Annotated in this window: 18 protein-coding genes; 5 read left to right on the forward strand and 13 right to left on the reverse strand. The window is 41.1% G+C overall.

Translation table 11 applies throughout. The features are described from left to right. The 4 genes from IJT21_04355 to IJT21_04370 form a co-directional block, all read right to left on the reverse strand. A partial coding sequence (locus IJT21_04355; protein MBQ7577486.1) for a polysaccharide deacetylase family protein occupies positions 1 to 747 on the reverse strand: 747 nt, incomplete at its 3' end. A 1-nt stretch (position 748) separates the two neighbouring features. Then, complete coding sequence (locus IJT21_04360) at positions 749 to 1,576, reverse strand: MetQ/NlpA family ABC transporter substrate-binding protein (GenBank protein MBQ7577487.1); 828 nt, start codon at positions 1,574 to 1,576, stop codon at positions 749 to 751. A gap of 61 nt (positions 1,577 to 1,637) precedes the next feature. Next, positions 1,638 to 2,282, reverse strand: coding sequence for an ABC transporter permease (locus tag IJT21_04365; GenBank protein ID MBQ7577488.1), 645 nt, complete (start codon positions 2,280 to 2,282; stop codon positions 1,638 to 1,640). A gap of 19 nt (positions 2,283 to 2,301) precedes the next feature. Further along, the gene (locus IJT21_04370; protein ID MBQ7577489.1) at positions 2,302 to 3,342 is read right to left on the reverse strand and encodes an ATP-binding cassette domain-containing protein; all 1,041 of its coding nucleotides are present in this window, start codon (positions 3,340 to 3,342) and stop codon (positions 2,302 to 2,304) included. A 431-nt stretch (positions 3,343 to 3,773) separates the two neighbouring features. Between IJT21_04370 and IJT21_04375 the strand changes: the two genes are divergently transcribed. Continuing rightward, on the forward strand, positions 3,774 to 4,433 hold the full coding sequence (locus tag IJT21_04375; GenBank protein ID MBQ7577490.1) for a lipid-binding SYLF domain-containing protein: 660 nt from the start codon (positions 3,774 to 3,776) through the stop codon (positions 4,431 to 4,433). A 3-nt stretch (positions 4,434 to 4,436) separates the two neighbouring features. Beyond that, on the forward strand, positions 4,437 to 4,994 hold the full coding sequence (locus IJT21_04380; GenBank protein ID MBQ7577491.1) for a YcxB family protein: 558 nt from the start codon (positions 4,437 to 4,439) through the stop codon (positions 4,992 to 4,994). On the opposite strand, the gene IJT21_04385 is transcribed toward IJT21_04380, so the two are convergent. Then, positions 4,968 to 5,978: a LacI family DNA-binding transcriptional regulator gene (locus IJT21_04385; protein MBQ7577492.1), complete on the reverse strand. Its 1,011-nt coding sequence runs from the start codon at positions 5,976 to 5,978 to the stop codon at positions 4,968 to 4,970. The genes IJT21_04380 and IJT21_04385 overlap by 27 nt on opposite strands. Before the next feature lie 564 nt (positions 5,979 to 6,542). Here IJT21_04385 and IJT21_04390 point away from each other — a divergent pair. From IJT21_04390 to IJT21_04400, 3 genes are all read left to right on the forward strand, one after another. After that, positions 6,543 to 6,998, forward strand: a complete 456-nt coding sequence (locus tag IJT21_04390; GenBank protein MBQ7577493.1) for an NAD(P)H-dependent oxidoreductase — start codon at positions 6,543 to 6,545, stop codon at positions 6,996 to 6,998. Positions 6,999 to 7,002: 4 nt separating this feature from the next. Next, entirely contained in the window at positions 7,003 to 8,133 is a 1,131-nt protein-coding gene (locus tag IJT21_04395) for a DUF362 domain-containing protein (protein ID MBQ7577494.1), read from the forward strand. Between the two features lie 75 nt (positions 8,134 to 8,208). Further along, positions 8,209 to 8,835 (forward strand): hypothetical protein, encoded by a 627-nt coding sequence (locus IJT21_04400; GenBank protein ID MBQ7577495.1) that lies wholly within the window; start codon positions 8,209 to 8,211, stop codon positions 8,833 to 8,835. 33 nt (positions 8,836 to 8,868) lie between these two features. Here the strand turns inward: IJT21_04400 and IJT21_04405 are convergent, their stop codons facing one another. From IJT21_04405 to infC, 8 genes are all read right to left on the reverse strand, one after another. Next, positions 8,869 to 9,447, reverse strand: a complete 579-nt coding sequence (locus tag IJT21_04405) for a TerD family protein (GenBank protein ID MBQ7577496.1) — start codon at positions 9,445 to 9,447, stop codon at positions 8,869 to 8,871. Positions 9,448 to 9,530: 83 nt separating this feature from the next. Next, positions 9,531 to 9,773, reverse strand: coding sequence for a hypothetical protein (locus IJT21_04410; GenBank protein ID MBQ7577497.1), 243 nt, complete (start codon positions 9,771 to 9,773; stop codon positions 9,531 to 9,533). A 4-nt stretch (positions 9,774 to 9,777) separates the two neighbouring features. Then, the gene (locus IJT21_04415) at positions 9,778 to 10,005 is read right to left on the reverse strand and encodes a hypothetical protein (GenBank protein MBQ7577498.1); all 228 of its coding nucleotides are present in this window, start codon (positions 10,003 to 10,005) and stop codon (positions 9,778 to 9,780) included. A gap of 58 nt (positions 10,006 to 10,063) precedes the next feature. Further along, positions 10,064 to 12,472 carry a phenylalanine--tRNA ligase subunit beta gene (locus tag IJT21_04420; protein ID MBQ7577499.1) on the reverse strand — a complete coding sequence of 803 codons (2,409 nt, stop codon included), beginning with the start codon at positions 12,470 to 12,472 and terminating at the stop codon, positions 10,064 to 10,066. Continuing rightward, positions 12,466 to 13,512, reverse strand: coding sequence for a phenylalanine--tRNA ligase subunit alpha (gene pheS, locus IJT21_04425; GenBank protein ID MBQ7577500.1), 1,047 nt, complete (start codon positions 13,510 to 13,512; stop codon positions 12,466 to 12,468). The genes IJT21_04420 and pheS overlap by 7 nt, the downstream gene beginning before the upstream one ends. A gap of 4 nt (positions 13,513 to 13,516) precedes the next feature. Further along, on the reverse strand, positions 13,517 to 13,867 hold the full coding sequence (gene rplT, locus IJT21_04430; protein ID MBQ7577501.1) for a 50S ribosomal protein L20: 351 nt from the start codon (positions 13,865 to 13,867) through the stop codon (positions 13,517 to 13,519). Positions 13,868 to 13,891: 24 nt separating this feature from the next. After that, the gene (rpmI, locus tag IJT21_04435; protein ID MBQ7577502.1) at positions 13,892 to 14,095 is read right to left on the reverse strand and encodes a 50S ribosomal protein L35; all 204 of its coding nucleotides are present in this window, start codon (positions 14,093 to 14,095) and stop codon (positions 13,892 to 13,894) included. A gap of 6 nt (positions 14,096 to 14,101) precedes the next feature. After that, positions 14,102 to 14,653, reverse strand: coding sequence for a translation initiation factor IF-3 (gene infC / locus IJT21_04440; protein MBQ7577503.1), 552 nt, complete (start codon positions 14,651 to 14,653; stop codon positions 14,102 to 14,104). Positions 14,654 to 15,009 lie beyond the last annotated feature (356 nt).

Below are 15,009 nucleotides of genomic sequence, written 5' to 3' on the forward strand. Positions count from 1 at the left end.
GACATTATCCAAATTAGGAGCAGCGATTTTAATACCTGCAGCTGCAACCACTTCATCAAATTTTTGGAATTTCTTCTTGGAGTCTCTCATTTCCTCAAGCCTCACGAACGTATAACCTTGAGATTTTAACCCTTCGATTATTGCGGGCAAGGCTTGAACAGTGTTAGGGACTCCAGAATGCATTAATATTATTGTACCGGGTTTCGTGCTCTTGAGGACTAAGCGCGAAATTTCTTCTGCTGGTCTGCCGGTATAATCGCCGGTGTTCAAGCTCCATAGTCCTAGACATAAATTCATTCGTCTCATAGCGTTAAATATGTTCATGGTAAAAGATCCGCCCGGAGGACGCAAAAATCTTGTCTTGCGAATACCAAGCGACTCTAACACTTCATCGCAGCGTTCGGCCTCACGCATAATTTTCTCAACCCATAAGCGAAATAATTTCGGGTGGGTGTAAGTGTGATTCGCAAGTTCTTGGCCTGAATTAGCAAGCATAAGAGTTATTCTCCCATAACGCTCGGCAAATTTCCCGACCACAAAAAATGTCGCGTGAACATCATAAGACTCTAGGACGCTTATAATTTCCTGCATACCAGATTCGCGCGGACCGTCATCAAATGTTAATACAACCTCACGCACAAATGGATCTCCCGATGCAATGCCGTATTTGCTCCTTTCGTCCGAGAGCGTACCCCATTCAAGACACGCAAACAAAGCCAGACTCAGGAGCATTAATCTACGAATCATTTTATTTCTTGAACGGTGCTAATAAATCTTCGTCCCAGCCGACCGGCCTAAAGAATCCGCCGTAAAGTTCTGCAAGTGCTGCTTTCATTTCGGGACTCTGATAGGCTGCTACAACTTTGCTGTAAAGTTCGACTTTTGCGGGATCTGCCAAATCTGAAGTTCTTGCTGCGATTAGATTCCAGTATTCTTTTTCGCGTGCCTGATCTGCAAAAACTGCGTCGCTTGCCTTCAGTCCGTAATCAAGTGCGTATGTGTCATTAATTACACCTGCTGTGATGTCGGGTAAAGCTGAAGGAATCGTATTTGCTGCGAGTTCCTGAATCGTAATTTTCACGTTATATTTCTCGATGTCTTCTTTTGTAGGGTTAAAGCCTGCTCCGGCCTTCAACGTGATTAAACCTGAAGTCGCCAAAACTTTTATAGCTCGTCCGCCGTTTGTAGGGTCATTAGGAATCGCAATAACGTCGCCGTCTTTGATCTCGTCAAGTTTCTTAATCTTGATTGAATAAAGGTTCAGAGGCACAACAAAAGTATTTGCTATGTTAGTGAGCTGATAATTTCTGCTTGCAAGCTCGTCAGCAAAATAAATTCTGTGCTGGAAACCGTTTAAATCAATATCTCCATCAGCAAGCGCCCTGTTAGGTGTTACATAATCGGTGAATTGAATCACTTCGAGAGTAATTCCCTGCTTTGCTAACATTTCCTTAGCTGGTGCCCACATTTCATCGTAAACGCTTCCGGTAACGCCGAGTCTTACGACCTGTTCAGCCGACACACTCACTGCAAGAGCGAGAACAAGCACTAAAGCCGCTAAAAATTTCTTTGTCATAATAAAATTACTTCCTTTCATGAATCTATTTATGCAAAACGGTAAATTTTCCCGTAAATGCCTAATGTGTATTTTTCCGCGCTAGAAATTCACCGAGCCACTGAACGAGACTCACTCCTAACACAAGCACAATAACTGTAACCCACGTAATGTCTATCATGTTTCTGTCATGACCGTAACGAATCGCAAAATCTCCCAGTCCTCCAGCACCGACAGCACCGGCCATCGCTGTTAATCCAAGTAAGCTGATTGCTGTTATAGTAATTGCTCGTATAATCGGCGCAAGACTTTCACGCAGATAAACTCTGAATATGACTTCAAACGGGCTGGATCCCATTGATAAAGCTGCTTCAATGAGTCCTTTATCTGTCTGAGCAAGTGCACTCTCAATTTGACGCGAGAAAAACGGAGTCGCCCCAAACACTAACGGGACAATAACGCCGCGCACATAAATAGCAGTTCCCATTATCCAGCGCGAAAGAGGCATTAAAGCTGTCAGCAAAATAATAAACGGTATCGAACGAAATAAATTTATGATTTTGTCGAGAACTTGATAAACCGGACGATTTTCCATTATGCCGCCGGGCTTGGTAACTGTTAATATAATCCCGAATATCAGGCCAAGCACATAACAAATACTTCCTGCCCAGACCTCCATTAAAAGTGTATCACCGCAGGCCTTCCAGAACTCCGGCAAACGACGCATTAAATTCGGCAATAAATTATTAAGCTCTTGCATCCTGAATCACCTCGACTCTAATATCTTTGCTCTTGTAATAATTTATGGCATTGTCAATTTTTTCGCGCTCACCGTTGAAGATTACGACAGTTCCGCCGACCATCGCACCCGCAACGATTTCAACATCAGCGAGAATAATATTTATCTCAATGTCAAACGCTCTCGACGCATAAGAAATTAACGGTTCTGACACGTCCGCATGAATATAAACGAGTCTTGCCATTACTTCACCAGGCTTTAATTTGACCATAGGCGAGTCATCTCGTATCAACGTTTCAATCTTTGACAAATTAGAAGTAGACCGCACAAAATTTCGCGTTACAGTGTGCTGAGGGCTTGAAAATATTGTGAAAACGTCGCCTTGTTCGATAATTTTCCCTGCGTCCATTACTGCAGCTTTTCGGCAGATATTTTTTACTACTTCCATTTCGTGAGTGATTACTACAATTGTAAGGCCAAGCATTTTATTTAAATCTTTGAGTAATTGCAGAATAGAACCTGTTGTCTGCGGGTCAAGCGCGCTGGTTGCTTCGTCGCACAATAAAATTTTCGGGTCATTTGCTAAGGCTCGTGCGATTGCGACTCTTTGTTTCTGGCCTCCGGATAATTCGGACGGATAAGCGTTTTCCTTGTCAGAAATTTCTACGAGAGCTAATAATTCACGCACACGTTTTTTTATTTCATCGCGGGTCATGCCCTTCAACGGGTAAGCTACATTTTGCAGGACAGTGCGGGACGGCATCAAATTAAATTGCTGGAATATCATTCCTATTTTAGTGCGTGCTTTGTAGAGTTCGCGAGGCTTTAACTTTGTCATCTCGACACCGTCAATTCTGACAGAACCGGAGTCAGGGCGTTCAAGCAGATTTATACAACGCACAAGGGTAGATTTTCCTGCACCTGAGAAGCCGATTATGCCGAAAATTTCACCGTCATTAATAGTCAGCGATACATCATTAACGGCGTGAATAGCGTCATTTTTCTTGTCTGCATGAAAATTTTTTATTACGTGTTCAAGTTCAATCAATGATAAATATTCCTCCTACATTATAAAAATAGCGGGAAGCCGTTACGTACTCCCCGCGTTATATTCATTTCAGCGAACAGCACGACTTATATGCATATAATAAATGCACACATCATGCCGGTAATAATTATTTCGTTCGCAAAAAATTTTTCTGTTCTCATAATGCTGAGATTATATCTTATATTCATTAAACGCGCAAAAGTCTATTTTTTACGTCTGAACAAAGCAAGTGCCGTTAAAGCAATCACACTGAACGTAGAATTATAACATCATAAGAGAATGCAATTTCTTCGCCGTCATCATTATATTTGAGGGAGACCCCCTAAAGCCCGTCCCCACTCGGAATCAATAAAATTTTTACGTAAATGACATCTAGCAAACATAATCAGGCTATAATATACACATATTTTAAATTTGGAGGTAAATTTTACATGAAGAAATTAGCACTATTATTATTTATCTTAGTAATTTATTGCGGGACTGCATTTGCGTCGGCTGATAGCATAATCGGATCGGCTGTCTCAATGGTAAACGAAATGGCAGCTCGTAGTGACGCGTCAGATTTGGCGGCATCTCTGAAAAGTTCTTACGCAATCGCAATAGTTCCTTCAATGGTCAAGGCTGGTTTTGTCTTCGGCGGCTCATACGGCGAGGGCTTAATACTCGTCAAGAAAAACGGAAAATGGTACGGACCGAGCTTCTATAATATCGGCGGGCCTTCGTTTGGGTTCCAGATTGGCGCAGAAAATATTTCACTCTTGTTATCTGTCATAAATCAGGCTGGAGTCGATGCATTCCTTCACAGCAGAACAAAATTAGGCGGCGACATTGGCGTAACTGCAGGGCCGGTCGGTCGTCGTGCAGAGGCTGCAACAGATGGACGCGTAAGAGCTTCAATTTATAGCTACTCCATGACAAAAGGACTCTTTGCGGGCTTATCTCTTGAAGGTTCAGTCGTCAGCGTGAGTGTAAAGCGCAACACAGAATATTACGGCAAAAAAGTAGCAGCCCTTGACGCACTCGAAAAACCTGCAACGGGAAAAAGTATCCAGCCTTTAGTGAAAGCTCTTGATAATTTAATGAGCAAATAAAAAATGTGCCTTTACCGAACATCAATAGAACATAACGCAAAGACGATTCAGGCTTTATACAAGGCACAATATTATACGTATGACAAAGCGAGAATAATTTTGCGTTTTTCTGCGGGGCTTGCAATGATAATTATCTGCGCGGCCTCGAATCTTTATTTATGGCTGAAGGGCTTATTACTGCTCGCCGGTGCGTGGCTGGTGTCTGTTCCTGATTTTCCCGCACAAATGAGAGCTGATAAAGTCTTGCAGGCACGAAAAAATTTCCCGGTCATGAATTATGAATTTCACGACGAATTTATAATAATTTCCGGTGAAGGCTCTATGAAAATTTCTTACCCGCAAATAAAAAATTTAGTCCATGACAAAGAATATTATTACATGTTCATAGCGCGAGACTCAGTCTGCATGATGCAAAAATCGAGTCTTGCGCCTAACGAACAAGAAAACTTCACAAAATTTATTTCTCTCAAAACGGGTCAAAACTGGAAGCAGAATAAATTTTTTCTCGCTATGAATTTAACTGATATTCGGGAATTATGCAAAACTCTCACGAAGGATTAAACGCGGTTCAATTTTTACATGTTCGAGACTTTGAGAGCCCGACGAAATTTTTTTATGCAAAATATTTATCACCCTCTTTGCAATTTCATCATTTGGAAGTTCTATAACACTCAGCGACGGCGAAAAATAAGCGCTAAAACCTGAAATGCTCAAATCAACCGTGAGAATCTCTATATCTTTCGGGACGTTTATGTTCATGTCGTGAAAGGCTTTTACTGCTCCGATCGCGATAGAATCAGAATCGCAAAAAACAGCGTGCGGCCTGTTCTTTATCTCGCAAAAATTTCCAGCAATATAATAACCGCCGTCAAATGTGCTTTCACTACGCAGAACACTATCGAAATCTACATTTATCCCGTAATACTTGCAATATTTGAAGAACGCAGCAACACGGGCATTTGAACCTATATGACCATTGGGAACAGCGAAAACTCCGGCGGAACGTATACCCTTGCGCACAAATTCTCTAGCTGCGATTTTTCCGACTAAGTCATCATTTATTCCGACTGTTGAAAATTTTTCTGACTCGCGGTTTATTAGTACGACCGGCATTAAAAGACTCATTTTTTCGAGGTGCTTTATATCGTCTTCAGTGCAGCCGCCGATTATTACGCCGTTGTAGCCCCGTTTTGTTAATTGTTCGTCAAATTCTTCAAGTTTTCCGCGTTCATAAGTCTGTATAACAAGCTCGAAATCTAGTTTTGCATTATGGATCGCGCTCAAAAATGCATCTACAAACGACGTGAACATGCTAAATCTTAAATTCTTCGGCCAGAAAAAAGCTATAACAGGGGACTGTTTATATTTTGAACGAAGACGGCGCGCACTTACATTCGGTTGATAACCAAGCTCGCGCATTGCGTTTTTGATTCTTTCTTGAGTTGACTCGGGGATTGAACGTTCCTTTGATTTATTGTTCATCACGATTGACACAGTTGCAACGGAAACACCTGCGAGTCGTGCCACATCTCTAATTGTTACCATTTAAAATATTTCAGCTCCTAAAAATTTTTGTAAGCAAAGTGCTATTTTACCATGAAAGCAAAAAAATTTGGCTTAATAATTTTGAATTCATAAAACTATTACTCATGTGCAATAGCGCGCATAAGCAGAAATTTTTGCAAATGATTCACGTGTACTTGTTAATAATTATATATTAATGGCATAAAACTTTTTTAATTTACGAGTCAGCAAGAAAACTCAAATTTTTTCTCTGTGAGGCTTTATTATTGCAGGAATAATTTAACATTTTTGTATTGGTAAAAGTATTAGTAAAATATTTATTGTCCCGTGAAAATTTATGATTAGTGAATTATTGTCATAGCACAATTAATCGCATTTTTGTAATTATAACATGATTCTCAAGCCATGCAATTAATTTATCGCGCAGGTTTTGACTATCGGCCAACAAAAAATTTATATCACGTTAATTATATAATTCCAGCAAAAATATTTTGTCAATGTTTACTGACTCTTGGGGTAACGCAACAGACAAGAGTTTTTATTTGCTATAATACAAAAAATTTATTACGAGAGGCGAAAATTTTTATGAACGACACAATAATTATTTATTTCTCTAAGAGCGGCCACACTAAGAAAATCGCAGAGTTAATCGCACATGAAATTAACGCGCCTATCCACGAGATAACAACAGAAAAAATTTATCCGAAAAATTATTTGATGACCATTTTAGCAGCCCGCAAAGAATTTAATCACAACGAGAAACCCGCATTAACTAGCGAGCCGATTGCAAATTTTGACTCCTACAATAAAATTTTACTGGGCTTCCCGATTTGGTGGTTTACATGTCCGCAAGCTATTATTTCATTCTTGGAAAAATATAATTTCTCCGGCAAAAAAATTTATCCGTTCTGCACTTCCGGCGGCTCAAACTGTGAGAAGGCAACCGCAAAGATTCGCGACTTATGCAAAGACTCTCAGGTCATCGACGGAATCAAAGCAAATAATTTAGACCCCGCAAAAATTTCCGAGTGGCTGAAATAATCTCATGAGCAAAATTTTATTTATCGCACAAAAAAATTATAATCAACACGAAATAGACTCAGCTATTACACGAGCATTTGACTTTTTCGGAGGCGCAAAAAATTTCATCAATCCCGGCGATAAAGTCCTGTTAAAAGTTAATCTCGTCGCAGGTCATGACGTAACGCGCAGAGTTACAACAGATCCCGCAATAGTAAGAGCCGCCGCAAAATTAGTGATTTCTTGCGGGGGAGTGCCGTTTATCGCTGACAGTCCGGGAATAGACAAATTTTACAACGCAGCACAAAAGGCCGGATTTATTGATATTGCAAACGAACTCGGAATCGAATGCAGAGAACTCACAGACCCGGTTAATTTACCAGTCAAAAGCGGCGCAGACTTCCATAAAATTCAAGTGAGCAAATATGTATTAGAATCAGATAAAATTATAAATCTCGCAAAATTAAAGACTCACGGCCAAATGTATTTAACTATGGGAGTAAAAAATTTGTTCGGCTGCATTCCCGGAAGGTTAAAAGCCGGCTGGCATTATAACGTAGGCTTAAATCGTGAAAAATTTGCGTCGTTATTGCTTGATATTTATGCGGGCGTTAGTCCTTGCTTCACGATTATTGACGGCGTTATCGGTATGCACGGAGAAGGCCCCACGTCCGGCGATGCTTATAATTTCGGGTTAATTGGTGCTGCTGTTGACGCGCTTTCGATGGATTTCTGGCTGTGTAAATTTCTGGGTGCTGACTTCAACGAATACCCGTTATACTTGGCCGCAAAAAAACGCAATATGACTCAATGCACGCTAAGACCTGAAGACATTTCCGGCGATTTTGCACCGTCTCAACTCTTTAAAAATGTTGTGTTGCCTAAGACTCATTCAATGCGGTTAATTCCTAGAATACCGTTTTTGGATAAATTAATGACATCGAAGCCCGTTCATATTCCGGAAAAGTGCATTGGTTGCGGACGTTGTGAGGCTATTTGCGCGGCTAAGGCTCTCAAGCATGAGAACAAAAAATTATATTTCGATTATAGCAAGTGCATTCGTTGTTATTGTTGTCATGAAATGTGCCCGGTTAAAGCTATAGAATTTCAAGAGAGTAAATTATTGAAGCTCGTAAATTTTTTGACTCAGAGATAATTTTTATGCGCTGGCGGGAAATAAATTTTTTACAAGTCAGCACTTACACTCACAAAAAGGAGAACAAAAATTTTTATGCTCACATTCAGACAAGCACTAGAGTCAGAGAAAAAAATTATTGAAGATATTTTGACTCTTCCGTTCATGGACTACCCATTTTTTAAAATCTTCGAGCCAGACACGGTAAAGCGCGAAAAATTTATACGTTCCCTGCAGTCAATCGAGATAAATACAAATCTCAAGCGCGGACAACTCTTCGCCGGAATTGATGAAAATGGGAAAATTGTTTTAGCTGCAACTTTTCATAACCCGAATATAAAGCAGGCCGGAAATTTTGAATATTTATGCGAGGGCTATTTTTCTGCGATGATTAAGTGCGGATTCAGTAAAATTTTATCATGGGCTAAAATGTATGATTTTTGCAGGAAACCTTTAGAGACACTTCCCAAGCCGTTATATTATTTCGAGAATCTCACAGTAAGAACAGACTCTCAGGGCAAAGGCTGCGGCGGACAGTTCATAAAAAATTTCTTGCTCCCCTACGTAAAACAAAACGGAGGCGGCACTATCGCATTTATCACAAATTCAGAGTCAAACGTAAAATTTTATACAAATAAAGGCTTTCAATGCTTCAATTATGACACTTATAGCTACAAAAATATCAAGCTCGAAAATTGGTGCTTCAAAATGGAGGTCAAATAAAATAACTCCCCCAATTATAGCGGGGGAAAATTTTTATACGTTAACTCCGAAATCTAAGCACAACGCACGCAAACCGCCCTTGTAGCCCGATCCGATCGCGTTAAAATTCCATTCTGTGCCGTTTCTATAAATTTCACCGACAACAACAGCAGTCTCAATCGAGAAATCTTCGCCCAGATCATAGCGTATTAATTCTTTCTTGTTTACCTCGTCGAAAATGTGAATATAAGCATTAGACACTTGGCCGAAATTTTGTCTGCGTGAGTCAGCTTCATATATAGTTACAGTGAAAGTTATCTTGCTGATATTTGCGGGAACCTTTGAGAGATCAACTTTTATAACTTCGTCGTCGCCGTCGCCTTCACCAGTTAAATTATCGCCCGTATGAGTAACTGCACCGGAATAATGTTTTAAATTATGGTAGAACACGAAATCAGAGTCGCTTGGCACTTTACCATTAGAACCGAGCAAGAATGCAGACGCGTCAAGATCAAAATCTGCACCGCCTTTATATTTATTAGTGTCCCAGCCGAGTCCGACAAGTAAACGCGATAATCCGGGGTTATCCTTCGAGAGATTAATTTTTTGTCCCTTAGATAGACTTATTGCCATTTGTAAATATTCCTCCTGACTATAAATAAATTTTTCTGGATGAATGAAATATTAGCATTAACCGGCACTAAAGGCAAAATTAATTATTCGGCCTTGTCGATATTCTCTAAAATTTTCCGTACTTTACCGCCGACAGAGTCAAGAGAGTAAGCAAGCCTCAAACAAGTTAGCATTAAAATATCTTCCTGCTTGGCACCCTTTATAATTTCTCCGCTGGCATCGTTGATTAATGCTTTAATCCTGTCAAGCTCTTCATTTTCCAAAGGAGTATTTATCGTGTATGTTCCCTTGCCTATAGTTAAGAATACATCTCGTGAAGTTCTCATTTTCTTATCTCGTCAATAAAATATGTTCAAGCCGGGCGATTTTTCCGGAATAAATATTTTTGTTGATTATGTTATCAATACATGCGCGCACAAATTCTTTATCGCGTTCTATAGAGCCGTCTGACCGTCTAGCTAATTCCCGGCGCAATGAGTCTCGTTCGTGCAAAATTTGATTCACACGCTGATTTAATGATTCTGCAAAGTATTCTATTTCTGTGAGTCCTATTGACATAAAAAAATCACCTCTCCGAATAAATATAAATATTTTAACAGAGAGGCAATTAATTTATTTAGCGAATTATGTAGCCTTTACGCTTTAAACTCTCTCGGACTTCATTGTGAACGCTTTCTACTTCTTCATCCTTGAGTGTCCGCGCGTGAGATCTGTAACTTAATGAATATGCAAGACTTCTGAATCCTTCAGGAATATTTTTACCCTCGTAGATGTCAAATAAACGCAATTTTTCGAGCGACAAATCATTATTTCCCGACTCATTAAATGACTCTCGAATATCCTGCATTACTGAGTCATTGCTCTTGTCAATCGATACTAAAAGCGAAATATCACGGAACGAGGCCGGGAATTGACTCGCGGGCTTAAATTCTGGTTTATCAGCTCTCAGCATGAACGTTAAATCAATCTCGAACGCATAAACGCCGGTAATATTTAATTCCTGCTCGATTACTGGTTTAAGCCGTCCGACAAAGCCGACTTTTACGCCATTCACGAAAATATCAGCCGTTTGTCCTGAATGCATAAAAGGTTCATGACCTGATTTAAATTTTGCCTCAAAGCCTCGTGATCTGATTAATGACTCAATGTCTGATTTAATGTTATAGAAATCTTCAGCGCGGTTATTAAATGCTGCTCTTGTGTCGGTACCGTTGAATAAAATTGCTGCTGCGTGTTCGGGTTCGGTGTGCTCGCGTTCTGGGTCGATTAGGAAGACTCTGCCCTGCTCAAAAATTTTCACGGGATCTCTCCAGCCTGATAAAATGCTTGTCTTGAGTCCCATTAAGAGTCCCGGCAAAAGAGTTGTTCTCATTGCCATTTGTTCGCGGCTTATGGGGTTAGCGAGTTTTAGAGTCTTTGCGCGTAAATCATTATCGGGGATTCTTAATTTTTCGGGGAAATCTTCCGGCAGAAAACTATAAGTCAACACTTCCGTATAACCTCTAGCCATCAAAGAATTTCGCACATATCCTGCGAGCCTCATATAATCGCCTATATCTGCGCGTTTGGGCATTTCTCCGGGTAATCTGTCGGGAGCGTCGTTATAACCTCTGAAGCGGCCAATTTCCTCGATTAAGTCCTCTTCTATCGTAATATCAGGTCTCCATGAAGGCGGTAAAAATTTTCCTTCTCCTGTGTGCTTAATGCCGAATCCTTCGAGAATCTTTGTTGCCTCGCTCATGTTGTCCCATGATAAATAAGTAGAAAGTTTTTCGCGGGTTAATTTAATAGTTTTAGGCTCAGAGATATTATTTTCTGCGTATAAGGGCCTGTAATTGACATCAGCTCCGCACCAGTCGCGAATCAAATTCCCTGCGGCAGTTAGTGCAGTCTTGCTTAATGCTGGGTCTACAGTTCGTGAAAATCTGAATGCAGCTTCTGAATTTATGCCCAGTCTTCGCGATGTATGACCGACTCTAATGGGTGAAAAACTTGCGCTTTCTATTACAATCGTGCGTGTATCGTCATTAATGCCGGTCTGCTCGCCTCCCATAACGCCAGCAAGTGCAATAGCTTCACCGCCTGACGTGATGAGCATATCTTTAACTGTCAAGAGTCTTTCTTTGCCGTCAAGAGTCTGCATTTTTTCGCCGTCATGAGCTGCCCTTACTGTTATTTCGCGTGCAGGAAGAGTATTCAAGTCAAACGCGTGTAAAGGCTGGCCAAGCATTAACATAACATAATTTGTTACGTCAACGGCGTTATTAATCGGTCTCATTCCCAAGTGAGCCAAGTCAATTTTTGCAGTGAGCGGAGAACCTTTTATCTTTGCACCTGTAGCGAGTCCTAATCTATAGCAGTAACAGCCCTTATCAGGAAGTGAAATATTTCCGAAATTCTCAGGCCATTCATTTTCTTGCTTTAATGGACGCAGCCACTCAGGAGTCTTTAACCGCGATTTAGGGAACAAGCCTTTAATCTCTCTCGACATTCCTAAATGACTCAACAAATCGCCGCGATTCGGAGTAATTGACACATCTAAAATTACATCGCCGATATGATATAAATTTTCGCACCTGTCGCCCCTCATTGCGTCGTCAGGCAAAATTAACAGTCCGGAAGGGTCATCAACGTCATGCAAGCCGAGTTCTTGAGCACTTAACATCATGCCGAAACTTTGAACGCCTGCAAAATCTCTAATGCCCATTTCTGTACCGTCGGGCAAAATCGAACCTGCTCCAGCGTAAAAAACTGTGTCGCCCTTCTTCATGTTTGTTGCACTTGTTACGCAAATATGTTCGCCCGTGCCTGTGTTGAGGTGAGCAATAAAATATTTTCGTTCGGTCGGGTGCTGTTCTAGTGCGTCGATTCTGGCTGCAACAATACCGCTCATTTTTCCGGCAGTGTAAGTAATGCTCTCGACTTCTGAGCCTGAAAAAGTTAATCTCTCTGCAAGCTGTTCGGGAGTCAAGTCAGCCGGTTCAATGTCTATAAAATTTTTCAAGAGTTCCCAAGAAATTAACATTTTGACTCCCCCTTAAAGCCTGACAAGAAATAAGAAATATTGCCGTCAAATAATAATCTTAAATCGCCGATTCCATATTTAAGCATTGCCATACGATCAAGACCGATTCCAAATGCAAAGCCGTTATATTCGTCAGGGTTAATTTTTCCTGCGCGTATAACATTAGGATGTACCATTCCCATCCCTGCGACCTCAAGCCAGCCCGTACCATGACAGACTCTGCAGTGGGGATCATGCCCGGAACATTCGACACACTCAATATCAAGCTCCATAGACGGCTCTGTGAACGGGAAATAACTTGCTCTGAAACGTGATTTAAGACTCTTGCCGAAGAAAGCATTTAACATTTCTGTCATTGTGCCTTTCATGACGCTGAACGAAACATTTTTATCGACTAATAAGCCCTCCATCTGATTAAACATAGGAGAGTGAGTAACGTCATTATCGCGGCGATAAACTTTACCGGGGCAAATGATTCTTAACGGTGCGCCATATGCGAGCATAGATCTAACCTGCACGGGCGAAGTATGAGTCCGTAATAAAGTCCCGTCAGCAAAATAAAAAGTGTCCTGCATATCTCTAGCCGGATGCCATGAAGGGACATTCAAGCACTCAAAATTGTAGAAATCTTCTTCTTTCTCTGGACCTGTCGCAACAGAATAACCAAGACCCTGCATAATGTCAGCGATCTCATGCATAGTCTGCAAAACGGGATGAAATGCACCGCTTAATCTGCCTCGTTCGGGTAAAGTTACATCGATTCGTTCGTTAGTTTCCTGTTTCTCGTTTTCTGAGTCGCGAATTTTTTTGCCTGCCTGAGTGAGTGAGTCTTCTATTTCGTCGCGTAATTTATTAAGTTCTTGGCCTGCTGCTTTGCGTTCATCTGGTGGCAATTTTCCGAGAGAGCGCAATAAAAGTGTTAAATCTCCTTTTTTGCCTGTGAATCTGACTCGAATCTCGTCGAGTTCCTGCAAATTTGAAGCATTATTCAGGGACTCAACAAATGAATCCCTGACTGCTTTAATATCTAGTTCCGGCATGGATTTATAACGCTGCTTTTGCCTTAGCTACAAGTTCTCTGAATGCTTTATCGTCATTGATTGCGAGTTCAGAGAGCATTTTACGATTCATGTTAATACCGGCTTTCTTGAGACCGTTCATGAATACACTGTAGCTCATGCCTTCAGCTCGTACGGCTGCACTGATTCTTGTGATCCAGAGTCTGCGGAAATCTCTTTTTTTGCGCTTACGGTCGAAATATGCGCGTGATAATGCTGCTAGAAATGCTTCACGTGCTCTGCGGTAAACGTTTTTGCGCTGTCCCCAGTAACCTTTTGTGATACTAAATAATTTTTTGCGCTTCTTGTCACTTGCGCTTGCACCTTTTACTCTCATGTTAAATCAGGTCCTTTCTTAGTGCTAGTCATAGGGCAGTAAATGCCGCATTTGTTCTGTGAGCGTCTCTGTAACGTAGCCTGTAGCTTTGAGTCTTCTCATTCTTGAAGGCTTCTTGTGCACGAGAATATGAGATCTGCTGCACTTCCTGTAAGCGAATTTGCCTGATGCGGTCTTAAAGAATCTTTTCTTTGCGCCGCTGTGTGATTTTAACTTCTGCTTTGCCATGAAAATTTATTCTCCTTTCGGTTTTGCTGTCGATGATGTCAGAGGCGTGAGCAATATCCGCATGTAACGGCCTTCCATCATGGGCTTTGACTCAGATTTTCCGACGTCTTCACATTCTGCTATAACCCTGTTTAGGACTTCCTCGCCCTTTTCAAGAAACGACATTTCACGTCCCCTGAAGAAAACAGAAACTTTGACTCTGTGTCCGCTCTCTAAGAAATTGCGTACGGCCTTTGTCTTGAAGTCGAAATCATGATCATCAATTTTGGGGCGCATCTTAATTTCTTTCAGGGCTTGAACTTTCTGCTTCTTGCGCGCGTCCTTTTCCTTTTTCTGTAATTGATAGCGGTATTTGCCGTAATCCATTATTCTACAGACAGGGGGACTCGCCATAGGAGCGACCTCTACTAAATCAAGTGATTGTTCCTGCGCCATTCGTATGGCTTCAATCGTGTTAGTTATTCCAACTTTTACCCCGTTTTCGTCAACTAATAAGACCTGTGATGTAGTTATTTCACTGTTGATGCGGGGCGCGTTCTCTTCATTGCCGGGCAAAATTCCTCCTCCTTTCGTTTATCTGCCTCAGCGGTTAATGCAAAAAAAATCAAGGCTGCCTGCGATTCACAAACTGCCCTGACGTTATATGCGTATATACTTAGTATTTAGGCTGCTTGTGATTCTTTGTTTATTTCCCCGTCAATATATTTCAACTGATCAGGAGAGCCGCAAAGAAATATAGCATAACTTGTGAATTTCGGCAATTTGTGCGAAAATATTTTAGCTCAAAAATTTTTATGTAAATTGGAGGTTGACAGAATTGCAAAAATGTGCGTATAATTTCGCAGTTCGCAGTTCGCAGTTCGCAGTTCGCAGTTCGCAGTTCGCAGTTCGCAGTTCGCAGTTCGCAGTTCGCA

This window comes from Synergistaceae bacterium, assembly GCA_017443945.1.
GTDB lineage: Bacteria > Synergistota > Synergistia > Synergistales > Aminobacteriaceae > JAFUXM01.